General features: G+C 43.4%; 16 protein-coding genes, 7 tRNA genes, 1 rRNA gene and 2 riboswitches. Of the genes, 18 read left to right on the forward strand and 6 right to left on the reverse strand.

The window, feature by feature from the left end:
• Together rrf and C9J12_RS06180 are read left to right on the forward strand one after the other, a co-directional pair.
• Positions 1 to 93 (forward strand): 5S ribosomal RNA (gene rrf, locus C9J12_RS06175); the annotation flags it as partial.
• A 96-nt stretch (positions 94 to 189) separates the two neighbouring features.
• Positions 190 to 266, forward strand: a tRNA-Asp gene (locus C9J12_RS06180).
• An 82-nt stretch (positions 267 to 348) separates the two neighbouring features.
• Here C9J12_RS06180 and ilvY read toward each other — a convergent pair.
• Positions 349 to 1,218 carry an HTH-type transcriptional activator IlvY gene (gene ilvY, locus C9J12_RS06185; RefSeq protein WP_107241931.1) on the reverse strand — a complete coding sequence of 290 codons (870 nt, stop codon included), beginning with the start codon at positions 1,216 to 1,218 and terminating at the stop codon, positions 349 to 351.
• 132 nt (positions 1,219 to 1,350) lie between these two features.
• On the opposite strand from ilvY, the gene ilvC reads away from it, so the two are divergent.
• Positions 1,351 to 2,835, forward strand: a complete 1,485-nt coding sequence (gene ilvC, locus C9J12_RS06190; protein WP_107241932.1) for a ketol-acid reductoisomerase — start codon at positions 1,351 to 1,353, stop codon at positions 2,833 to 2,835.
• Positions 2,836 to 2,933: 98 nt separating this feature from the next.
• Here the strand turns inward: ilvC and ubiK are convergent, their stop codons facing one another.
• The 4 genes from ubiK to C9J12_RS06210 all read right to left on the reverse strand — a co-directional run bounded on the left by ubiK (position 2,934) and on the right by C9J12_RS06210 (position 8,163).
• Entirely contained in the window at positions 2,934 to 3,200 is a 267-nt protein-coding gene (gene ubiK, locus C9J12_RS06195) for a ubiquinone biosynthesis accessory factor UbiK (RefSeq protein ID WP_006233321.1), read from the reverse strand.
• Positions 3,201 to 3,332: 132 nt separating this feature from the next.
• The gene (locus C9J12_RS06200; protein ID WP_107241933.1) at positions 3,333 to 6,449 is read right to left on the reverse strand and encodes a multidrug efflux RND transporter permease subunit; all 3,117 of its coding nucleotides are present in this window, start codon (positions 6,447 to 6,449) and stop codon (positions 3,333 to 3,335) included.
• Positions 6,450 to 6,461: 12 nt separating this feature from the next.
• Positions 6,462 to 7,568 (reverse strand): efflux RND transporter periplasmic adaptor subunit, encoded by a 1,107-nt coding sequence (locus tag C9J12_RS06205; RefSeq protein WP_107241934.1) that lies wholly within the window; start codon positions 7,566 to 7,568, stop codon positions 6,462 to 6,464.
• A 28-nt stretch (positions 7,569 to 7,596) separates the two neighbouring features.
• Complete coding sequence (locus C9J12_RS06210) at positions 7,597 to 8,163, reverse strand: TetR/AcrR family transcriptional regulator (protein WP_227876292.1); 567 nt, start codon at positions 8,161 to 8,163, stop codon at positions 7,597 to 7,599.
• Positions 8,164 to 8,362: 199 nt separating this feature from the next.
• Here C9J12_RS06210 and rep point away from each other — a divergent pair, with 199 nt between their 5' ends.
• A complete protein-coding gene (rep, locus tag C9J12_RS06215; RefSeq protein ID WP_107241935.1) occupies positions 8,363 to 10,384 on the forward strand; it encodes a DNA helicase Rep in 2,022 nt (673 codons plus the stop codon).
• 94 nt (positions 10,385 to 10,478) lie between these two features.
• Here rep and C9J12_RS06220 read toward each other — a convergent pair whose 3' ends face one another.
• Positions 10,479 to 10,889 (reverse strand): c-type cytochrome, encoded by a 411-nt coding sequence (locus C9J12_RS06220; RefSeq protein ID WP_107241936.1) that lies wholly within the window; start codon positions 10,887 to 10,889, stop codon positions 10,479 to 10,481.
• 294 nt (positions 10,890 to 11,183) lie between these two features.
• Here C9J12_RS06220 and C9J12_RS06225 point away from each other — a divergent pair.
• The 14 genes from C9J12_RS06225 (at position 11,184) to C9J12_RS06290 (ending at position 24,109) form a co-directional block, all read left to right on the forward strand.
• Positions 11,184 to 11,260 (forward strand) — tRNA-Arg (locus C9J12_RS06225).
• A gap of 34 nt (positions 11,261 to 11,294) precedes the next feature.
• Positions 11,295 to 11,370, forward strand: a tRNA-His gene (locus C9J12_RS06230).
• A 66-nt stretch (positions 11,371 to 11,436) separates the two neighbouring features.
• Positions 11,437 to 11,513: transfer RNA gene (locus C9J12_RS06235), tRNA-Pro, on the forward strand.
• Positions 11,514 to 11,522: 9 nt separating this feature from the next.
• Positions 11,523 to 11,598: transfer RNA gene (locus C9J12_RS06240), tRNA-His, on the forward strand.
• 48 nt (positions 11,599 to 11,646) lie between these two features.
• Positions 11,647 to 11,723 (forward strand) — tRNA-Pro (locus tag C9J12_RS06245).
• Between the two features lie 723 nt (positions 11,724 to 12,446).
• Positions 12,447 to 14,165 carry a dipeptide ABC transporter ATP-binding protein gene (locus C9J12_RS06250; protein WP_107241937.1) on the forward strand — a complete coding sequence of 573 codons (1,719 nt, stop codon included), beginning with the start codon at positions 12,447 to 12,449 and terminating at the stop codon, positions 14,163 to 14,165.
• A 111-nt stretch (positions 14,166 to 14,276) separates the two neighbouring features.
• Entirely contained in the window at positions 14,277 to 15,836 is a 1,560-nt protein-coding gene (locus C9J12_RS06255) for an ABC transporter substrate-binding protein (protein ID WP_107241938.1), read from the forward strand.
• 80 nt (positions 15,837 to 15,916) lie between these two features.
• Positions 15,917 to 16,894 (forward strand): ABC transporter permease, encoded by a 978-nt coding sequence (locus tag C9J12_RS06260; RefSeq protein WP_107241939.1) that lies wholly within the window; start codon positions 15,917 to 15,919, stop codon positions 16,892 to 16,894.
• Positions 16,895 to 16,897: 3 nt separating this feature from the next.
• A complete protein-coding gene (locus C9J12_RS06265) occupies positions 16,898 to 17,839 on the forward strand; it encodes an ABC transporter permease (protein WP_011216920.1) in 942 nt (313 codons plus the stop codon).
• A gap of 195 nt (positions 17,840 to 18,034) precedes the next feature.
• Positions 18,035 to 18,111: transfer RNA gene (locus tag C9J12_RS06270), tRNA-Trp, on the forward strand.
• 182 nt (positions 18,112 to 18,293) lie between these two features.
• A riboswitch (Fluoride riboswitch) is annotated at positions 18,294 to 18,357 on the forward strand.
• Positions 18,358 to 18,440: 83 nt separating this feature from the next.
• On the forward strand, positions 18,441 to 19,811 hold the full coding sequence (locus C9J12_RS06275) for a voltage-gated chloride channel family protein (protein WP_107241940.1): 1,371 nt from the start codon (positions 18,441 to 18,443) through the stop codon (positions 19,809 to 19,811).
• 103 nt (positions 19,812 to 19,914) lie between these two features.
• Positions 19,915 to 20,012: riboswitch (TPP riboswitch) on the forward strand.
• Positions 20,013 to 20,152: 140 nt separating this feature from the next.
• Positions 20,153 to 22,075: a phosphomethylpyrimidine synthase ThiC gene (thiC, locus tag C9J12_RS06280; RefSeq protein WP_107241941.1), complete on the forward strand. Its 1,923-nt coding sequence runs from the start codon at positions 20,153 to 20,155 to the stop codon at positions 22,073 to 22,075.
• Positions 22,075 to 23,346 (forward strand): thiamine phosphate synthase, encoded by a 1,272-nt coding sequence (locus tag C9J12_RS06285; RefSeq protein ID WP_107241942.1) that lies wholly within the window; start codon positions 22,075 to 22,077, stop codon positions 23,344 to 23,346. Before thiC ends, C9J12_RS06285 begins: the two co-directional genes overlap by 1 nt.
• Positions 23,336 to 24,109, forward strand: coding sequence for a HesA/MoeB/ThiF family protein (locus C9J12_RS06290; RefSeq protein WP_107241943.1), 774 nt, complete (start codon positions 23,336 to 23,338; stop codon positions 24,107 to 24,109). Before C9J12_RS06285 ends, C9J12_RS06290 begins: the two co-directional genes overlap by 11 nt.
• Positions 24,110 to 24,113 lie beyond the last annotated feature (4 nt).

Below are 24,113 nucleotides of genomic sequence, written 5' to 3' on the forward strand. Positions count from 1 at the left end.
TCCACCTGATCCCATGCCGAACTCAGAAGTGAAACGCAGTTGCGCCGATGGTAGTGTGGGGTCTCCCCATGTGAGAGTAGGGCATCGCCAGGCGCCCAATTCGTTTTCTTCTTTTTAAAAGATGAAGGCAAACATAACACGGTAACTCGTTTTATGTTAAGTAATAGCATTATGCTGAATAGACACTGCGGAGTGGTAGTTCAGTTGGTTAGAATACCGGCCTGTCACGCCGGGGGTCGCGGGTTCGAGTCCCGTCCACTCCGCCATTATTGAAGAAGCCCTAATCGAAAGATTAGGGCTTTTTTTCGTCTGTAGAAAAGTATTGAAGTTAAATTCGCCACGATGATTCTAAAAAAGCTGTAATAGAGCATGTAGTAAAGGCTCTTTTTCTCGTGACTGTTTACAGCACAAGCCTAAGCTTAAAGGCTCAATTGATTCATGGGTTAGCCTTTGTACTTTATTGCTCATTGGACTGTTGTTGATGACGACGTCTGGTGCAATACCTATCCCACATCCAAGCGCAACCATGCTGACAATTGCTTCATGCCCTGATATTTGCGCATAGATAGATGGTTGAATTTTTTTTGTTTTAAACCATTTATCTGCACGAGATCGAGCGGGCCCTGATTCCGGTAAGATAAAAGGGAGTGATTGCCAATCAGGATCGCCTGTTAGGTATTTTTGAATTGCAGGTGGTGCTATAAGTGGACTTATGACTGACATCTGTACTTGGTCAAGCTCTATATAAGTTAGCTTTGATGGCATAATCTCTGGTTTTGCTGCAATGGCAATATCAACTTCACCAGAGATGACTTTATCTATCGCTTCAGCCGGATCACCAGTGCGTAATTGAATTTCTATTTGTGGGTAGGTAAGACGAAATTCGTTGAGAATACCTGGTAAATGGCTATAGCTTGCAGTGACAGAACAAAACATTTTTAACTTACCTTGAAGTAAATGGGTCTCGTCTTTTAATTCTGCTTTTAATTCTATCCAGCTAGTCACGATTGAAGATGCTACAGGTAATAGTTTTCTTCCTGCTGATGTTAATTCTACACTTCGGTTATCGCGTACAAATAAAGTTTGGTTAATGTCATCTTCTAATCGTTGAATGATTCGGCTTAGCGCTGAAGGGCTTATATGCATCTTCTGTGCGGTTTTACTAAAGCTTTTTGAATCACACAAATGGAGGAATAACTGTAAGTTTTTTATGTTCATTAGTCTCGTTGCATTTTTTGCAATTACTTATTGTGAATATATCACTTTGCGCAATGAAACACCTGATCTACTATCAGGTTATTCGACAAGAGAGTGTCGACCTAAAGAGCAGAATTCACGGAGAGTGTCACCATGGCTAATTATTTCAATACCTTAAACTTACGTCAGCAGTTAGAACAACTAGGTCGTTGTCGTTTTATGGATCGTAATGAGTTTGCAACAGAGGCTGACTACCTGAAAGGCAAAAAAGTAGTTATTGTTGGTTGTGGTGCGCAGGGCCTAAATCAGGGCCTAAATATGCGAGATTCTGGTCTTGATGTTTCTTATGCGTTACGTCAAGCGGCGATTGATGAGCAACGTCAGTCGTACAAGAATGCGAAAGAAAATGGCTTTGATGTAGGTAGCTACGAACAGTTAATCCCAATTGCAGACTTAGTGGTTAACCTAACGCCTGATAAGCAGCACTCGAATGTGGTTGAAACGGTAATGCCACTGATGAAAGAAGGATCTGCCCTTGGTTATTCGCATGGCTTCAACATTGTTGAAGAAGGCATGCAGATTCGTAAAGATATCACTGTTGTAATGGTTGCACCCAAGTGTCCAGGTACTGAAGTACGTGAAGAATATAAGCGTGGCTTTGGTGTTCCAACGCTTATTGCCGTTCACCCAGAGAATGATCCAAAAGGTGATGGTCAAGAAATAGCTAAAGCTTGGGCTGCTGCAACTGGTGGTCACCGTGCTGGCGTATTAGAATCATCATTTGTTGCCGAAGTTAAATCTGACCTTATGGGTGAGCAAACAATTTTGTGTGGCATGCTACAAGCAGGTTCAATCGTTTGTTACGAGAAAATGATTGCTGATGGTATCGATGCAGGTTACGCCGGTAAGCTTCTACAGTATGGTTGGGAAACGATCACTGAAGCACTGAAGTTTGGTGGTATTACACACATGATGGATCGCTTATCAAACCCTGCAAAAGTGAAAGCGTTTGAGCTTTCTGAAGAACTTAAAGATCTAATGCGTCCACTGTATAACAAACACATGGATGACATCATTACAGGGCACTTTTCTAGCACTATGATGGCTGATTGGGCTAACGATGATGTTAACCTACTGGGCTGGCGTGAAGAGACGGGTGAGACTGCATTCGAAAATTATCCTGTAACTGATGTTGAAATTCCAGAGCAAGAGTATTTCGATAACGGTATTTTGATGGTTGCTATGGTTCGTGCTGGTGTTGAACTTGCATTTGAAGCAATGACGGCATCAGGTATCGTTGAAGAGTCTGCTTACTACGAGTCACTACACGAGCTACCATTGATTGCAAATACAGTGGCACGTAAGCGCCTGTATGAAATGAACGTAGTAATTTCAGATACTGCTGAATATGGTAACTACCTATTTGCTAACGTAGCAACCCCACTACTTCGTGAGAAGTTCATGGCAGATGTTGATACCGATGTTATCGGCCGTGGTTTGGGTAACGTGAGCAACCAAGTTAGTAATGAAACACTGATTGTTGTGAATGAGACATTACGTAGCCACCCTGTTGAGTGGGTTGGCCAAGAATTACGTGGTTACATGACAGACATGAAGCGTATTGCTGTTGGTGATTAATCTCCGATAAGTACACAGACAAAAAGAAGCCCAGCACATAACCGTGCTGGGCTTTTTATTTGTTTATTGACCATCAACCATTCTATAAACCGTGATTATTAATCTTCGCTTTTAGATTTGGTTGTAAGTTTTTCTTCAAGTTCTGCCATTTTCTTTTCTAACTCAGTGAGCTTTTGGCGAGTACGTAATAAAACTTGAGTTTGCACATCAAATTCTTCACGGTTAACCACATCTAATTTACCAAGTTGTGCTTGAATTACCTGGCGAACTTTTTGTTCTATATCAACGCCTAATTCTTTTACTGGCTGAGGCATTGATTCTTGGATCTGCTTAGCAACTTGCTCAAGCTTTTTTGGATCAAACATAGCTTTAGTAGCTCCGTCACGGGTTAGAGTTTGTTGTGCTTATTTTATTCAATCGTAGCGCAATTGTCGTCGTTGAATCGTGAAAATAAAAGAGGCCGCACAATGGCGGCCTCTGAATCGATATTTATTTAGTTAGCAATCACGAGCTTTCAAAGCATTTCTTGCTTCGTCAGCCCGCTTTAACTTTTCCAAATCCTTATCCTCCATAAAGGTAGGTAAAGGTTTGTGAATACTTGCTAAGTAAGTATAAATCACGGGTAATACGAATAAGGTAAATATTGTACCGATTGCTAGACCTGAAACAATTACGATACCAATACTAAAGCGTTGCGCAGCACCAGCTCCCGAAGCATAAAGCAGCGGGATAAGACCTGCGATCATCGCTGCAGTTGTCATTAGGATTGGACGAAGACGAACCTTCGCTGCTTCCATAACTGCTTCCATGCGATTTTTCTGATGCAGTAACTGCTCTTCTTTGGCAACTTCACAGATAAGAATACCGTGCTTGGTAATCAAACCTATGAGTGTGATTAACCCTACCTGAGAGTAGATATTCATTGATGCAGCCCCCCACGAAAGGGCGATCAATGCGCCACAAATCGCAAGTGGTACCGATACCAGAATAACGAGTGGATCACGCAAAGATTCGAATTGAATCGCCAGCACTAAGTAGATAATGGCGAGTGCCAGTGCAAACGTCATGTATAAAGCACTACCTTCAGTTACATACTGACGCGCTTCACCCATAAAGTCATACTGATAGCCTGATGGTAATTTATCTACAGCTTCTGTTTGGAACCAGTTAATCGCATCACCCATTGCCGTTCCTGGTGCAGGTACAGCACCAATAGTGGCAGAGTTAAGCTGATTGAAGTGAGGCAGTGCACGAGGTTCAGCCACAACATCAATCGTAATTAAGCTACCAAGAGGAATCGCTTTTCCATCCGCAGCACGGACGTAATAGCCTTTGATTGACTCAGGGTTTAGGCGATATTTACGTTCCACCTGAGGGATAACCTCATAAGAACGACCATTCAGGTCAATACGGTTTACATAACCGTCTGCCATCATTGTACTTAACGTCATACCAATATCTTGCATGGTGACGCCGTAAGCACCGGCCTTGTCTTTATCAATACTGATTTTCATGGTTGCAGAGTCATAGTTCAAATCCAAATCCGAATACACGAACATTGGATTGTTTTTAACTGCAGTTAAAATATCAGTTGTTACTTGGAATAAACTTTCAAACTGGTTTGGTGTTGTGATTACGAACTGAATCGGTAAGCCAGAACCAGCACCTGGTAGTTCAGGCATTTGGAAGGCTGTTACTGCCATTTCAGGAACGTCTTTCACCAAATCAGTAACGCGCTTAACAACTTCTGCTTGGCTCGCTTCTCGTTCACTCCACGGTACCATTGATGCAATACCAAAGGCTTGGTTTGAACTTGGTACACCAGAAAATACTTGGGCATAAGCAACTTCAGGCTGATCACTCAGCATTTTGTTAACTTCTTGCATGGTATTTTCAATGTAATCCAAGTTTGCGTTTGATGGAGCGGTACCCATCATCATCAATACACCTTTATCTTCAGAAGGTGCAAGCTCACTTGGGATGAATTTAAATAGGAACGGTAGACTTACTAATACAATCGCTGCAAATACGATAACGACAGGACGCATTGTCATTACGCCGCCAAGCATTTTCTCATAGCGGTTAGTCATGCGGTCCAAGAAGCTATGGACAGTTGATTCGAATTTACTTGGCTTTTCATTTGCTTTTAGCATTTTCGAACACATCATCGGCGATAATGTTAGTGCGATAATACCTGAGACAAATACAGCCCCAGCCAGTGTTAAAGCAAACTCTTTAAACAATGAACCAGTGATACCACCCATCATTGCAATAGGAGCATATACCGCACCCAAGGTCAGCGTCATGGCAATAACCGGAACTGCGATTTCACGCGTACCAATGATTGCTGCTCGGAATGGTGACTCACCTAGCTTAATGTGACGGTCGACGTTTTCGAGAACAACGATCGCATCATCTACTACCAGTCCGATTGCTAATACCATTGCCAGCAATGTCATTAGGTTCCATGAGAACCCAAACATCTGCATCACCAAAGCAACACCAATCAGTGATAGTGGAATAGTAATAATTGGGATTAAAACAGCACGGAATGAACCCAAGAATAAGGTAATAACCACTAATACGATCAATGCCGCTTCAGCGATAGTTTTGATTACTTCTTGAATTGATTCGTTAATCGCAATGGTTGAGTCATACATCACATTCATTTTGATGTTACTTGGCATATTGCGCTCTAATTCAGGCAATAATGTTAGTACATCTGCTGCGATATTGATCGGGTTAGCACTCGGAGCTGCGTTTATTGCAGCAACAACCGCTTCTTCACCATTAGCAGAAGCTCGATAAATATCGTGGCTTTTTTCTAATGATACTTTTGCGATATCGCCTAGGCGAATAACTTGGCCATCTTTCGTTGAAACAACTAACTTAGCCAGCTCATCAGTATTTGATACCTGTGTATCGGCAGTACCGTTATACAGAACGAATTCGCCAACCGCTTGACCCGTAGCAGACTGATAGTTGTTCGCATTTAATACGCTCATTACATCAGTGGCTGTTAGGTTGTAAGCGGCCATTTTAGGTGGATCTAGCCATACACGTAGCGCATATTTTAGACCGCCATATAGGTCGACTTTCGATACACCATTTACTGTAAATAGCTGTGGATTAACCACGCGCTCTAAGTAATCGGTAATCTGGCTTGATACTAACTCATCACTGGTGAAACCGATGTACATAACCGCAGTTGTAGAGCCGGTTGACATGGTAACAGTGGGATCTTCAGATTCTTTCGGTAGCTGAGATCGTACTGAGTTAGTTTTCGCTAGAATATCAGCCAGTGCACCATTTGGATCGGTGTTTAACTTCATCGTGACAGTGATGGTTGAAGAACCTAACACTGAGGATGATGTCATGTAGTCGATATTATCGGCTTGTGCTATCGCTTGTTCTAAAGGCTGAGTAATAAAGCCTTGAATAAGATTGGCACTTGCACCGTAGTAACTGGTTGTTACCGTTACTACGGTATTGGTCATGTCGGGGTATTCTCGAACCTGCATCTTAAAAATAGCTTGCAGGCCAAGCAAAGCAATCAAAAAGCTGATTGATACCGCCAGAACAGGACGCTTAATAAAAACATCTGTAAAGCGCATTAATCCTCCGGATTATAGCATTGGTATTTCAGCTGGCGCTTCTAGTGCGTTGCTTTCAACAACATGCACTTTAGCGTCATTACTTAGACGAACCTGACCTGAAGTCACAATGGTATCGTCAACCTTCACACCTTTTAAAATGTGCACAACGGCGCCGTCACGTTCACCTGTTTCTACAACAGATTGGCGCGCGCGTAAGTCGCCATTTTCATCTTTATTTACCACGTAAACATTATCGCCATATAACGTAAAGGTAATGGCTGTTTGCGGTAGGATGATTTGATTTTCTATCGTTGGCAGAATAATACTAGCGCGAGCAAACATACCTGAACGTAACTGACCATCGTTGTTTGGAATATCAGCTTGAATTTGAACTAGACCGCTTTGGTAGTTAACGGCAGGTTCAATGGCACTGATTTTTCCTCTGAATGGTGTTTCAGGGTAAGCGTCAACAAATATATCGACTTCTTGACCAAGATAGATTTCAGATATGTCGGTTTGTGGCACAGTGAAGCGCAACTTCATTAAGGTTGTATCTTCTAGACGTACAACGTCAGTTCCTGGCTGAATATATTGACCAAGGAAAATATTACGTAAGCCAACAACACCATCGAAAGGCGCTTTAATAGTACGACGATCAATCGTTGCTTTTAGGCTTTTTATATCAGCAACCAGCGAAAAGTAAGACGCTTCAGCATCATCATAAGATTCTTTCGAGATAGACCCTTTCTTATAAAGACCTTGATAACGAATGTACTTTGCTTTTGCAGCAGGAAGGCGTGCTTGGCTACTTTGTAAGTTGGCATTTTCAACATCAGAATCAAGTGCGATCAGCTTTTGACCCGCTTTTACAATTGCGCCAGATTCAAAGTCGATATCATCGATAACACCAGATGCCTCTGTTGATATCATTACACCTTGATTGGGTTCGATAAAGCCAATAGCGTCAATCACAGGAACCCAACTTCCTGCTTTGGCGTCTATGACTGTTACTGGAAAATCAGGTTCAGGCATACTTGCCATGTATTTTGCTATTTCTCGCTGCTTAATCAGATTAAAACCTATCACACTGCCGAACAGCAGTAGCGCGACAAGTAGCATCACTATCCATTTTTTCATTTTAGGGTGTGCTCCGGAATTGCTAATATTAATGCTTAGTTATGGCATCCCAACAGGCATCGATGGTAGCGTCGATAGCTTCATCGGTGACAGTTACAAGGCCTTTCATATGTTTACGAGCCAGGCAACTGCTAGGCTCAAGGCTTAAAACACTTAGTATTTCATTATCGAGATCTTTAAATTGACCGCATGCTTTCCCCTCATCAAAGAGGCGATCAACTTGTGCAAACATTTTTTTTTCTAATAAACGTTGTTCGTGATTATTGCGGCGAGGTAAGTTTTCAAACTGGCCTCGATTGATCAATGGTGCATCATCGCGTGTTGCCATATTCCATATATTTAGCCACATGGTGCGAAATCGTTGTTTCAACGGCATTTCATCAGACACATTAAGTGTCAGTTTGTTCGCAACATAACCTAAAATATGATCATGGAGTTGGTAGAGTAGATCATCTTTATCTTCAAAATAACGATAAATCGTCCCCGCAGCGACCCCAGCTTCTTTGGCAACCATTTGCATGGAAAGCCCATGAAATCCGTACTCGGCGAGCAGTTTTTCTGTTGCTAGTAAGATACGTTCTTTTTTATTACTCATGGGGTATTCAATGTTAAATAAAATAATGAATGAATGTTCATTCATTATTTTAAATGGCATAAAATTTTGTGCAAGTGTTTTCTTATCCCCCTTTAGTTTCGTGAATGCTTCAATGAGGGCTTAATAGACAAGTTGTAAGAACCCGCTACAATGCGCCTGTTGGTGTTAACACGATAAAAATTCGAAACAGGATAAGCAGATGAAACTGAACTCAAGGCAAACAGAAGCAGTGAAATACATATCTGGGCCATGTCTTGTTCTGGCTGGCGCTGGATCAGGTAAAACTCGTGTAATCACTAATAAAATTGCGTACTTAGTTCAGCATTGTGACTATAAAGCTCGCAACATTGCTGCTTTAACCTTTACCAATAAAGCCGCACGTGAAATGAAAGAGCGTGTTGGGAAAACTTTGGGTAAGAAAGAAGCCAAAGGTTTGATGGTATCGACATTTCACACTTTGGGCTTAAATATTATTCGTCGTGAATATAAAGCTCTTGGTCTGAAAGCCAATTTTTCGTTATTTGATGATCAAGACCAAATGGCTTTGTTAAAAGAATTAACAGAAGCAGAGCTTGATGGCGATAAAGATCTGTTAAAGCTATTACAGTCAGCGATTTCCAATTGGAAAAATGAGATGTTGTCGGCTGCAGAAGCACAAGCTTATGCCCAATCAGAGCGTGATCAGTTATTTGCTCATTGCTATGAGCTGTATCAGCGACAAATGAAAGCGTATAACGCATTAGATTTTGATGATTTAATTTTATTACCAGTATTGCTGCTACGTGACGATCAAGAAATGCGTCAGCGTTGGCAAAATAAAATTCGTTACTTACTGGTCGACGAATATCAAGATACCAATACCAGCCAGTATTTATTTGTGAAACTGTTAGTCGGTGAGCGTTCTCGTTTTACTGTGGTCGGTGATGATGATCAGTCGGTGTATTCATGGCGTGGCGCTCAGCCAGAGAACTTGGGATTATTGCAGAAAGACTTTCCTAGTTTGCGTGTGATAAAACTCGAACAAAATTACCGCTCAACCAGCCGTATTTTACGTACTGCCAATATATTGATTGCTAACAATCCGCACTTATTTGAAAAAGCACTTTTTTCTGAAATACCCGACGGCGAAATGCTGAAAGTGATCACGGCAAAAAATGAAGATCATGAGGCCGAAAAGGTTGTCGGCGAATTGATTGCGCACCGCTTCTTGAACAACACGGGATATAAAGATTATTCGATTTTATACCGTGGTAACCATCAGTCGCGCTTGTTCGAAAAGTCATTAATGCAAAACCGAATTCCGTATAAAATTTCCGGCGGCACCTCATTTTTCTCTCGTTCTGAAATTAAAGATATCATGGCGTACCTTCGCCTGTTAACCAATCTTGATGATGATAATGCTTTCTTACGTATCGTGAATACGCCACGCCGTGAAATCGGTCCAGTAACGTTAGAAAAGCTGGGTACTTACGCCAATATGCGTGGCAAAAGTTTATTTGCTTCTAGTTTTGAACTTGGGTTAGAGCAGCACTTGACGGGGCGCGGATTAGAGAACTTGCAGCGTTTTACTCGCTGGATTGTTGAAATGTCAGAGAATATTGAACGGGGTGATTCTGTCGCAGCTCTTCGTGAATTAGTGCGTGATATTCATTATGAAGATTGGTTGTATGAAAGCTCCCCAAGCCCCAAAGCGGCAGAGATGCGAATGAAAAACGTGTCTCAGTTGTATAGCTGGGTGACCGCGGATTTAGAGGGCGATAACTATGACAATGAAGTTAAGACGTTAAAAGAGATCGTTCAGCGTTTAACGCTACGAGACATGATGGAGCGTGGTGAAGATGATGATGAAGCCGATCAAGTACAATTAATGACGCTCCATGCATCTAAAGGTTTAGAGTTCCCCTATGTGTACCTTGTTGGCGCAGAGGAGGGGATTTTGCCTCACCAAACCAGTGTTGATGAAGGTAACGTAGAGGAAGAGCGTCGTTTAGCTTATGTTGGCATTACGCGGGCTCAAAAAGAGTTAACGTTTACCTTGTGTAAAGAACGCCGGCAATACGGTGAGTTGATAAAACCGGAACCGAGCCGTTTCTTGTATGAGCTACCACAGGATGATCTGCATTGGGATGTTGAAAAGCGCCCTGTCACCCAACAAGAGCGAATGCAAAAAGGGCAATCACATATTGCGAACTTGCGGGCTGCTATGTTTAAGAAGAATTAAGTTAATAATAATATACATGCATTAAAAAAGGTTAGCCGAGAGGCTAACCTTTTTAGTTTGTGTCGTTTATCTTTGAACAGCTTAAATGCGCGGGTTATAAGCCTTCAATCATATGATTGATTGCTGCGACGATCTCATCGTCACTACAATCCATACATGAGCCCTTAGCTGGCATTGCGTTAAAGCCGTTAAGAGCATGATCTGTTAATACGTCCATCCCTTTGGCTAAACGTGGGCTCCAATCGCCCGCATCCCCTAGCTTTGGTGCACTTAAAACCCCAGAGCCATGACAGGCGATACAGAAGGTGCCATAAACGGCATCACCTGAACGAGGGCCTGATGTTGCAGCTGTATCTATAGGGGCATCACCTTCTAAATAAACCGAACCAACAGGTTTAATTCGTTCTGCGATAGCGTCGTCTGACATATCAGCCGCAGCAACTGAACCAGCAAACGTTAATGCTGCTACTGTCGCGACGATTAACTGTCGAAGAGATAATTCCATTGAGCTCACCTTACACTTCCAAATTATTTATGTGCTATTGCCGCAGCCGTATATAATGAATTGTTTTTAATCGAACTGTTGAGACTAGGCAGTGATTATTTACAAAATGTTTAAAATGTAAAAACCAAGTTATTATATCTGTTAAATTTAAAGTGATAAACAGAGTGGCTGTATTTGTATGAAGCTAATCAATACTTAATTGTTTAAAATTGAAGCATACAGTAAAAAAAACAAAAAAAAGACTAGACGAATACTCCCCTGATCCGTAATATTCACCTCCGCCGACAGGGCAAGGCGCCTGTAGCTCAGCTGGATAGAGCGTTGGCCTCCGGAGCCAAAGGTCGAAGGTTCGAATCCTTTCAGGCGCACCATCCGGTATAAAAAATTGGTAAAATAGAAACAATGGTGGCTATAGCTCAGTTGGTAGAGTCCCGGATTGTGATTCCGGTTGTCGCGGGTTCAAGCCCCGTTAGCCACCCCATATTTTAGAAGATTGATTGTTAAATCAGTGTTCTCAGGCGATAGCCTTTAAAAAGCAAGATTTAGTCGGTGAATAGCGCAGCTTGGTAGCGCATCTGGTTTGGGACCAGAGGGTCGGGGGTTCGAATCCCTCTTCACCGACCACTAACAATGGTGGCTATAGCTCAGTTGGTAGAGTCCCGGATTGTGATTCCGGTTGTCGCGGGTTCAAGCCCCGTTAGCCACCCCATATTTAGGTAGTGTTTCACTCCCTTGGCTTTAAGCCTAAAACGATTGTCGGTGAATAGCGCAGCTTGGTAGCGCATCTGGTTTGGGACCAGAGGGTCGGGGGTTCGAATCCCTCTTCACCGACCACCATTAGAAAGCCTCGTCGAAAGACGAGGCTTTTTTTTATCTTTTAAATCCTCTTATTACCTCCTCCGATTATTAAAAATCGCCGCTTGTTATCATTTCCCTCTAAATTATTCGTGATTTTTCTTTTTCATTGATTGCTGACGTTTAATCCATATAGTGATGTACTTTTCCTTCCAATCACCTTAGTTATTATTTCAAGTTACTGATATATTTGCATTTTATTTTCATGTGGCTTTGAGGCGAGTAAAAAAACAAACCTATACATGCATTGGTGGTATTCACTGCATTGGCACTTATCATTTGAACATATATATCGATATTATCTTTTTGTGTGGTTTAAATGGCTGCTTTGGCCTGTATTGTTGGGGTATGTTTATATAGTGTTAAATTTTGCGTGAGTTTTTTTGGTTTTTTATTCATAGTGATTTTATTTTAAGTTATAAGATATAGGGCTTTTTCTAGATGAAAATTCTTAATTCAACCTTGTATAGCAGCACCTTGATGGTGTTTCACAACCTCTGGATAATCGCTTTTCGTATGGTTTGAATTGAGTATTTATTCGTTCTTTACGCTATTTTTCAGTTTTTCAGCTTGTTTTGTTGCTTTTCTGTGAAATTTTTGACAGATTATTGGACGTACTTATGTCCAGCTATTCGTACTGGAAGTGAAAGGATTCAATTTTTCAGACAGGGCAGAAAGCTGCCAAGCAGTTGAGGTCTGGTAATGTCATTATTAGAAGTAAAAAATCTCCGTATAGAATATCCCTCTCGTCATGGGGTACATGCCGCTGTTAAATCACTCTCGTTCTCTATTGAACGCGGTGAGATAGTCGGTGTAGTGGGTGAGTCAGGAGCCGGTAAGTCGACAGTAGGTAATGCTGTGATTGATTTATTGAGCCCACCAGGAAAGGTCGCAAGTGGTGACGTTTATCTGGATGGCGATAAAATCTCAGGTTTATCATCAGAAGAGATGAGAAAGATTCGAGGCTCAAAGATTGGATTTATTTTCCAAGATCCGATGACGTCGTTAAACCCGCTCTTTACGGTTGAGCAACAGATAACAGAAACTATCTTAACGAATTTAGAGGTGACGAAGGCTGAAGCCTATACGCGTGCTATCAGTTTAATGGAGCAGGTTGGTATTCCTGAACCAGAACTTCGTATAAAACAATATCCGCACCAGTTTTCTGGTGGTATGCGTCAACGTGTGGTGATTGCGATAGCACTATCAGGTGAGCCTGATCTGATCATTGCCGATGAGCCAACAACCGCACTCGATGTATCAATTCAAGATCAAATCCTTACTCTTATTCGTAACCTTTGTATCGAGAAGAATGTCGGCTGTATGCTGGTCACTCACGATATGGGCGTTGTATCGAATGTAACCGATCGGGTTGCGGTAATGTATCGTGGTGATTTGGTTGAGATCGGTACGACTGAACAAGTATTGAGTCGCCCTAACCACCCGTATACTAAAAGTTTAATTTCTGCGGTCCCTCGTTCTGATGTGAAGCTTAGTCGTTTCCCGTTAGTTAGCTATATCGAAGAAGCGCATGAATTAACCAAACTTGATGTAAAAACGCATTGGTTAGGTCAAAGTGAAGACCAGCGCAATTACACAGGTGCTTTGCTTCAGGTTGAAAACGTGAATTTACGCTTTACGACGAAAGATTCATTTTTTGAAAGTCGCCGTGAATATGTGCAAGCCTCTAATAATGTTAGCTTTGAAATTTATGAAGGTGAGACATTTGGTTTAGTGGGTGAATCTGGTTCAGGTAAATCAACGATTGCACGTGTCATTGCTGGGCTATACCCGCCTAATTCAGGCAAGGTGACGTTTGAAGGAATAGACCTTACGGCACTTAAAAGTGAAAAACAACGCCGCCCAATGCGTCGTCAGATGCAGATGGTGTTCCAGAATCCGTATTCTTCAATGAACCCACGGATGAAAATATTCGATATTATTGCCGAACCTATCCGTTTCCATAAACTGTCTGATAATGAAGCGCAAACGCGTCAAATTGTGCATGACTTATTGGATCATGTTGGTTTAGGTCGTGCAGCAAGTGTGAAATTCCCCCATGAATTTTCTGGTGGTCAGCGTCAGCGCATTTCTATCGCTCGTGCGCTTGCTACTCGCCCTCGTTTATTAATTTGTGATGAGCCGACATCTGCATTGGATGTATCGGTACAGGCACAGATCCTTAACCTGCTGAAAGATCTGCAGGATGAGTTAAACCTTACCATGCTATTCATTAGCCATGATTTACCCGTTATACGACAAATGTGTGACCGTATTGGTGTAATGCGGCAAGGAACACTGTTGGAAGTCTCGCCTACCGAGCAACTGTTTACTGCACCTCAGCATGAGTACAGCAAACACCTGATTTCATTAATGCCTGAATTTAAAGGGATGAGTCAGGAAGGATTGAAATTAGCTTAACCATCTGTACCGGTTATGGCTATTGCAATTGCCTTGGCTGGGTTTAGTAAAACTAATAAGAAGCAAACACAACAGCAAGGGAGTTCGCTCCCCGCATAAAGGAGTTATGCAATGAAAACACTCAAGAGTAAATTAGCAATTGCGTTAATTGCCGCAGGCTTAAGTTTCAATGTCGCCGCCGCTGAGATTAAAGTGGGTTACGCCGCTGATCCGGTTTCGATGGATCCCCATGAGCAGCTATCTGGTGGTACGCTGCAAATGTCTCATATGGTTTTTGACCCTCTTGTGCGTTTTACTCAAGATTTGGAGTTTGAGCCTCGTCTAGCTGAAAGCTGGAAGCGTATTGATGACAATACGTTCCGCTTTACACTGCGTAAAGGGGTGAAATTCCACTCTGGTAATACGTTAACTGCTGATGACGTGGTTTGGACATTTAACCGTCTTAAATCATCACCCGATTTCAAAGCAATCTTCGAACCGTATACCGCAATGAAAAAAGTGGATGACTATACGGTTGAACTGATTTCAAAAGGTCCTTACCCGCTAGTGCTTCAAACGGCAACTTACATCTTCCCTATGGATAGCAAGTTCTACTCGGGCAAAACTGCAGATGGCCAAGATAAATCACTGCTTGTGAAGCACGGTAACTCTTTTGCATCGACCCATATTTCGGGTACTGGTCCTTTTATTGTGACCTCGCGTGAACAAGGGGTGCAGGTTGTTTTTGAACGCTTTAAAGATTACTGGGATACCGAATCGAAAGGTAATGTTGATAAGCTAACGTTAATTCCAATCAAAGAAGATGCAACTCGCGTGGCAGCGTTGTTGTCGGGTGGTGTTGATATGATTGCCCCCGTTGCACCTAACGATCATAAGCGTGTAGAAAAAGCTGACGGTATCGATCTTGTTACGCTGCCAGGCACACGTATTATCACGTTCCAGATGAACCAAACCAGCAATGAAGCACTAAAAGATGTACGCGTTCGTCAGGCGATTGTTCATGCAATCAATAACGAAGGCATCGTGAAGAAAATAATGAAAGGCTTTGCTACAGCGGCGGGTCAGCAAGGTCCTGCTGGGTATTCGGGTTATGAGGCAGATCTTGTTCCTCGTTACGATCTGAAAAAAGCCAAAGAGCTTATGAAGGAAGCAGGCTACGAGAACGGCTTTAACCTCTCAATGATGGCACCAAACAACCGTTATGTTAACGATGCAAAAGTTGCCCAAGCGGCAGCGGCAATGTTATCTAAAATCGGTATTAAAGTGGATCTGAAAACATTGCCTAAAGCGCAATACTGGCCTGAGTTCGATCTGTGTTCAGCAGATATGATGATGATTGGTTGGCACTCAGATACTGAAGATTCAGCAAACTTTTCTGAATTCTTAACCATGACACGTGATGAGAAAACTGGGAAAGGCCAATACAACTGTGGTTATTACTCAAACCCAGAGGTGGATAAATTGGTTAATGCATCTAACGTAGAAACGGATCCGGCTAAACGCAGTAAAATGCTGCAAACCGTAGAAGCCACGTTATACAACGATGCGGCATTTGTGCCTCTTCACTGGCAAAACCTAGCATGGGGTGCTAAATCTAACGTTCATATTAAACCGATTGTGAACGCGATGGATTACCCATACTTTGGCGATCTCGTGGTTGATGAAAAGTAAATTTCGATAAATAGTAATATGTGTACCAGTGCCGAAGTATTCACTTCGGCACTTTTTAAGGATGATAGAAGGGGCAGGGAATGTTTTCGTTTCTGGTCAAGCGCCTGTTTCAGGCACTGATAGTGATGTTTGTGATCAGTCTGGTGGCTTTTGCCATTCAGGATAACCTTGGCGACCCACTGCGAGAGCTGGTAGGGCAGTCTGTATCAGAAGCTGAACGTCAACAATTACGCGATGAACTTGGTCTTAATGACCCGTTTGCGACTAAATATAGCCGTTTTATTGTTAACGCGGTTCAAGGTGATTTAGGCACATCGTATTTCTTTAAGCGCCCAGCTGCAGAAGTGATTCTGGACAAGCTAGTGGCAACGCTTGAGCTGGTGTTCGGCGCCACGCTCATCATTATTGTGGTGTCGATACCTCTGGGGGTTTATTCCGCTATCCACCCCAATAGCACATTTACTAAAATTGTGATGACTTTAAGCAGTGTCGGTATTTCGGTGCCCGTCTTTTTAACCGCGATCATGTTGATGTATGTCTTTTCCATTGAGTTGGGTTGGCTACCCTCATTTGGCCGTGGTGAAACCTATAACCTATTAGGCTGGGAGTCGGGCTATTTCACTATCGATGGTCTTAAGCACTTAGTGCTGCCTTGTGTCGCGCTTGCTTCTATTATGTTGCCGCTTTTTATTCGCTTGGTGCGTTCAGAAATGCTAGAAGCGTTAAGCTCTGAATACATTAAGTTTGCCCGCGCAAAAGGTTTATCCAGCCGTAAGATTTATTATCAACACGCATTGAAAAATACCATGCTGCCAGTACTGACTGTGGGTGGGGTTCAAATTGGTACTATGGTGGCCTACACCATTTTGACCGAAACCGTATTCCAGTGGCCGGGTACGGGCTTATTGTTCCTTGATGCGATTAACCGGGTTGATACCCCGCTAATTACAGCATACGTCATTTTTGTGGGTTTAATTTTTGTGGTAACCAATACCATTGTTGACCTGCTATATGGCTTGGTTAACCCGACCATTAATCTAACAGGCAAAGGGGAGTAAGTTATGAATACAACAACAGTCGCCACTCCAAGCCGTTGGGAGCGTTTTAAAAATTCAGATATCGTGTACTACTTCTTAAAAGATAAAGTCGCGATGTTCAGCTTTGCTATTTTCCTTACTTTTGTGACTGCTTCAGTATTCGCACCGTTGATCTCGCCAACCGACCCTTATGATTTGTCGGCGATTGACATCATGGATTCTGAGCTACCACCGTCTTGGATGGAAGAGGGTGATAGCCGCTTTCTGTTAGGTACGGATGATCAGGGGCGAGATATTTTTTCTACCATTCTTTATGGTTCTCGCTTATCGCTAACCATTGGTCTATTAGCTGTTGGCCTTCAGTTACTTCTGGGTGTGACTATTGGTTTAAGTGCGGGTTACTTTGGTGGTCGCATCGATAGCTTTTTGATGCGTTTTGCTGATGTGCAGCTTTCGTTCTCAACCATGATGGTTGCCATTATTGTGTCGGCGATTTTCCGAACGGCATTAGGTGCTGAATTGTTCAGCCAATATGCGGTGATCATGCTGGTGGTGATTATCGGTGTGGCTGAATGGCCGCAGTATGCACGTACTGTGCGTGCATCAGTATTGGCCGAGAAGAAGAAAGAGTATGTTGAAGCTGCGCGTGTAATGGGGTTCCGTTCGCTACGTATCATGTTCCGCCATATTTTACCTAACTGTTTGTCACCTATCTTGGTTATTTCAACAGTACAAGTCGCGAATGCGATTATGTCAGAAGCGGCATTATCCTTCTTAGGTTTAGGCTTACCGGTTGATCAACCGTCATTGGGCTCTTTGATCAGTATTGGTTTTAATTACATCTTCTCTGGTTCTTGGTGGATCACAGCATTCCCTGGCATCGTTTTGATCTCGCTGGTATTGGTGATTAACTTACTGGGTGACTGGCTACGTGATGTATTTAACCCGAAACTGTATAAAGGCTAACGTCTGACGTTACTGAACAAAAAAGGTGATCTTCGGGTCACCTTTTTTATGACTTGAAGCTGGTTCTTTAAGCAGTAAGTGGTTGTTAATAGAATTATTTTGTTCGTAAAATAAACACTTGAACAAGAAGTTGAAAACTTTGCGTTATTGCCACTAGCAATTCTCTGCCAGCGGTATACAATAACCAGCACATCTAGGGGTGTAGCTCCAATTGGCAGAGCAGCGGATTCCAAATCCGCGTGTTGGGAGTTCGAGTCTCTCCACCCCTGCCAGATTTTAAGCCTCGTCTTCGGACGAGGCTTTGTTCTATCTAGGTATTGGTAAATTACCTTCTCTCCTCTTCGTTTACTGCCTTAAATTAATCAAAGTACTCTCGATTGCTCAAAATTATGCTCAGGACTTGTTGCGAAAGCCATTTCTCGCTAGAATTCTATTCTAGTAATGAGCTTTTGGGTTCATTACGGGTGATGGAGTTCCACCTTTAACCGCTCGACTGAGATAATGACTCCTGCTGTAGTAGGATAGATCCGTCTATGGTGGGGCCCGGTCATTAGCCATAGCGCCTATCCTGAATATAACTCTGATTAAGATAGATACTGGTATGGCACATCCATTAAGCACTAACCCTAAAACCTTTGTCCATATTTTGAGATGGACACTTCTGATTATTCCTGTTGCCGTAATTGTCGGCTCTCTCAATGCTTTCTTTCTGTGGATTTTAAACCTCGCTACGATTACGCGTATTGATAGTCCGTGGTTAATTTATTTATTGCCGTTGGCCGGTATTGTCATCGTTTATTCTTACCGAAATTTAGGTAAAAACTCTGAAGGGGGAAATAACCTGATCATGGATGAAATTCATGAGCCAGGAGCTGGCATTCCTATCCGGATGGGACCATTAGTTTTATTCACGACAGTGATCACTCACTTATTCGGTGGTTCTGCTGGACGAGAAGGAACAGCGGTACAAATTGGCGGGGCAACGACGCATTGGTTAGCCCGAGTCTTTAAGCTCAATAAAGCTGATACTCGTTTGATCCTTATTGCAGGTGTAGCAGCTGGATTTGGTTCAGTCTTTGGTACTCCGCTTACAGGCGCTATATTTGCTCTTGAAGTACTGGCTATTGGACGCCTTCGTTATGATGCAATCATTCCTGCATTATTTGCGGCAATACTTGCTGATGTGGTCTGCAGCGCCTGGGGGGCCCATCATACGCATTACCGGATCGACTTCCTTGAAACCATCACATTGTTTGAGCATGCCGTCAAAATAGACATTATGATGGTAGTGAAGGTTGTGGTGGCCTCAATCGTCTTTGGCTTGGCTGGCTATCTGTTTGGCGAGCTGACCCATGCATTTAAAGATATCTTTAAGGCGACGCTGAAAAACCCTTACCTAATCGTGGTAGTTGGTGGGCTGATAGTTATTGCTGCTGTTCAGCTTATCGGCAACTATGACTATATCGGCCTTGGCGTGTACTCGAGCCGAGAAGGTGGAGTGAGTATTCTCAGTGCCTTCACGGAAGGTGGTGCAGAATGGTATAGCTGGCTGTTAAAGCTGCTGCTAACCGCCGTCACATTGGCAGCTGGTTACAAAGGTGGTGAAGTAACACCTTTATTTTTTGTCGGCGCAACGCTGGGCAATACCCTTGCTTGGGTGTTGGGTGCGCCAGTTGATCTCTTTGCTGCCTTAGGTTTTTTGGCTGTGTTTGCTGCGGCGACCAATACTCCACTCGCTTGTACCATTATGGGGGTTGAGTTGTTCGGTGCCGATCACATGTTGTATTTTGCGATTGCCTGCTATACCGCGTATTACTTCAGTGGCCATACTGGTATTTACTCATCACAGAGAGTGGCCGTGCCGAAGTTATTCGATCTAGAGGGGGCACCTAAAATTCCCCATAAATTGGGTGAACTACGCGATACACATTCCTCGCTACTGAAAAGCTTAGTGAAAAAATACACTAAATAATATTCAGGCTACACGTCAGTGTGGCCTGAATCGTTTTTTAGGTCAGGTATCGTTTTCTGCGGATAGCACTTGCTGCTTCTAATTTGCTTGCATATACTCTCTATTCAACTTGTCGGAGTGCCACATGGCTGAGACCGTATTACGGGATCCGTTGAACCTGATCAGGCTAATACCTGCGAAGGGAACAAGAGAAAATCTTCTGCCTAACTGTATTCGTATAAAAAACATTATTTATACTTAGTTAGCGCATCAGATAACGCTGCACATACTCTGTGTACGCCTCTTGTTTATGCACCAACCCGTCAAGCAACTTTCCCTACATGGATACAGAGGAATTTGCTATGTCGATTCGCAAACAAGCGAGATTGGAAGCTAAACAATTTATAGATTCACTGACTGTACAACCTTTCCCTAATTCACAAAAAGTGTACGTTCAAGGTAGTCGAGCAGACATCCAAGTACCGATGCGTGAAATTTCATTGGCTGATAGCTTAGTCGGCGGTAGTAAAAAAGATCCCATTTTAGAATCGAATGAACCGATCCGGGTTTATGATACGTCTGGCTTCTATACCGATCCGAATCAACCCGTTAATATTTATGATGGTCTAGAAAAAGTACGTTCAGGTTGGATTGAAGAACGTGGCGACACCGTATTACTGGAGCAATCAAATTCGGTCTATACCAAAGAACGTTTATCGGATGAAACCCTTGATGAGTTGCGCTTTGATGCGCGAATTCAAGCCCGCCAAGCGGTAGAAGGGCACTGTGTTACTCAGCTGCACTATGCACGCAAAGGCATTGTGACACCTGAAATGGAATATATTGCGATCCGTGAAAATATGGGTCGTGCCAAATATGCTGATGAAGTGCTTAACCAGCAGCATCCAGGCATTAACTTTGGCGCCAATCTCCCCCCTGAAATTACCCCCGAGTTCGTGCGTAAGGAAGTCGCCGAAGGTCGTGCGATTATCCCTGCTAATATCAATCACCCAGAATCAGAGCCAATGATCATTGGTCGTAATTTTTTGGTAAAAGTGAATGCCAATATTGGTAACTCGGCAGTAAGTTCTTCTATTGAAGAAGAGGTCGAGAAATTGGTGTGGTCAACCCGCTGGGGAGGCGATACCGTCATGGATCTTTCTACTGGGCGTAATATTCACGAAACCCGCGAATGGATTATTCGAAATAGCCCGGTGCCTATTGGTACTGTGCCAATGTATCAAGCATTGGAAAAGGTCAACGGGGTTGCCGAAAATCTGAATTGGGATGTCTTCCGCGATACGCTTTTAGAGCAGGCAGAGCAGGGGGTCGATTATTTTACGATCCATGCTGGCGTATTACTGCGTTATGTACCGATGACCGCCAAGCGCGTGACGGGCATCGTTTCTCGTGGTGGTTCTATTATGGCGAAGTGGTGCCTGGCTCATCATGAAGAAAGTTTTCTGTATATGCACTTTCGTGAAATTTGTGAAATTTGTGCTCAGTACGATATCTCACTTTCTCTTGGTGACGGTTTACGTCCGGGATCAGTCGCAGATGCCAATGATGAAGCACAATTTAGTGAATTACGTACGTTAGGCGAGTTGACTAAAGTCGCGTGGGAATACGATGTTCAAGTAATGATTGAAGGCCCTGGTCATGTGCCGATGCACATGATCAAAGAGAACATGGACGAGCAGCTTAAGCACTGCCATGAAGCCCCTTTTTATACCTTAGGTCCTCTGACGACAGATATTGCACCGGGGTATGATCATATAACGTCGGGTATTGGTGCCGCAATCATTGGTTGGTACGGCTGCGCCATGCTGTGCTATGTCACTCCAAAAGAACACCTCGGTTTACCCAATAAAGATGATGTAAAAGTCGGATTGATCACCTACAAGCTATGTGCTCATGCGGCAGACTTAGCTAAAGGTCACCCGGGTGCGCAAGTTCGAGACAATGCATTATCAAAAGCCCGTTTTGAATTCCGCTGGGAAGACCAATTTAATCTCGGCTTAGACCCTGATACGGCACGTGCCTATCATGATGAAACCTTGCCGCAAGAATCAGGAAAAGTCGCGCATTTTTGTTCGATGTGTGGGCCTAAATTCTGCTCGATGAAAATCTCTCAAGAAGTGCGAGATTATGCCAAAGGGTTAGAAGAAAACGGTGATATAGCAGTTAAATTGCTTGATAACCCGTTAGAAGGCATGCAACAAAAATCCGATGAATTCCGTTCTCGAGGCAGTGAGCTATATCACCCTGTTCAAGAGGAAATCTAATGAGCTCTTTATGTTTACCTGATCACTTAACGCCACTACTGATGCATGTTGAACCACTGCTTGCCAATGCTGACCAATATCAGCTTGGCAACACCGTTAGTGTTAGCGTGAGTGAATCGGGTGTTGTAGACATTAAGATTGAAGAGCGTCAGCTCAGCCTGATTTTTAATCAGGCTGAGGCTGATTTCACCGGATTCAAAATACTGGATCAATGGTATGCCCCGTACCCCAGCGTTAGGGAGATGCAAGTAAAGGTAGAGCAAGACAGTCGCGTGATTGTATGTGGCCTTCCTACTGAAAAAGGCTGTGTTGATATTTGGCATCACAATGGCGAAGCTCGTGCGGTTTACTGCCATCATGCTGGAGCAGGAGAGCCGCAACGTGCAATGTTACTTTGTGCATTAGCCTTAGATTACCCTTTGGAAGATGCCGTGACATTAGCACGTGCTCATGCGCGTGGATATCAAAGCTCCCACCAAGATGGTCACGGTGCAGTTAGCTGGCCAGTATCTCGTGAGTTGTTTCCACGTCCGTTAACGGCGAATCATCCAGAAGTGGATACGCTAGGTTGGCAAAGTAAAGAAGTGGCAGTTGAACCGTTTTCTGCCACTGATTCACTGCAATTGGCGTTGTATCCGGTGGTTGATACGGCTGAGTGGGTCGAGCGTCTACTTGAACTTGGGGTAAAAACCACGCAATTACGAATTAAAAACCCGCAAGATCCACTGCTTGAAACTCAGGTGCAGCAAATTATTGCAGCCGGTAACCAGTACCAAGCACAAGTTTTTGTGAACGATTATTGGCAACTGGCGATCAAGCACCAAGCATACGGTGTTCACCTTGGGCAGGAAGATCTTGAAACGGCAGATTTAGTGGCGATTCAGCAAGCAGGTTTGCGAATTGGCTTGTCGACGCATGGTTATTACGAAATCTTGCGTGCCGTTGAATTTTCACCAAGTTATATCGCACTGGGTCATATCTTCCCTACCACGACTAAAGAAATGCCATCAAAACCGCAAGGGTTGAACCGTTTGGCGTTATACCAAAAGTTAATTGGCGATACATTTCCAACCGTTGCAATTGGCGGGATTGATTTACCTCGAGCTGAAAAAGTGTGGCGTACAGGGGTTAGTAGTGTTGCTGTGGTACGTGCAATTACCGAGGCGAGTGATCCTGCTATGGCGGTTGATGCATTTAATCAGTTATTAGTACGTCCTGAATTTCCTGACGCGATTAACGAGAAAATAACGGATCGTATTGATGCTGACTGATCAAGAATTTTTACGCTATAACCGCCAAGTTATGCTGCCAGAAATCGGAGAGCTTGGGCAACAAGCCTTATCTCAAGCACACGTATTGCTTGTCGGTGCTGGTGGATTAGGCTCTGCGGCCGCGCTTTATCTTGCGGGGGCAGGGGTCGGTAATATGGTGATTGCCGATGATGACGAGGTGGATAGCTCAAACTTACAGCGTCAGGTTATTTACCGTGATGCCGACCAAGGTAAAAGCAAAGCCAAGATGGCAGCTGCGCACCTTCAGGCCCTAAACCCTTATATCAAAGTCAGAGCGGTTCAGGCGCGATTGGCTGATCAGCGGTTAGCCATTGAAGTTGCACTGGCAGATATTGTGTTGGATTGCTCTGATAATTTACCAACGCGTCACGCGGTTAATCAAGCGTGTGTTAAAGCGAAAAAGCCCTTGATATCAGGGGCTGCTATTCGCTGGCAAGGTCAGTTAATGGCATTTGATAATCGTTCTGGAGCAGGGCCGTGTTATCACTGTTTGTTCCCGAATCAGCCAGATGCAGTGCAAGAGCCTCAAAATTGCAGTAACTCAGGCATTGCTGGCCCAGTGGTTGGCATGATGGGGACGATGCAAGCTTTAGAAACGATTAAATGTATCACCAGTGCAGGCAGTGTGGCCTTTGCAGCTCTGCAACAATTTGATGGATTAACCATGGCTTGGCAGCGATTTAATATTGCCGCAGATCCACAGTGTCCAGTGTGCCGCCAGCACAATGACAACGGAGAGTAAGTCG

Source organism: Photobacterium frigidiphilum, assembly GCF_003025615.1.
Classification (GTDB): Bacteria; Pseudomonadota; Gammaproteobacteria; order Enterobacterales; family Vibrionaceae; genus Photobacterium; species Photobacterium frigidiphilum.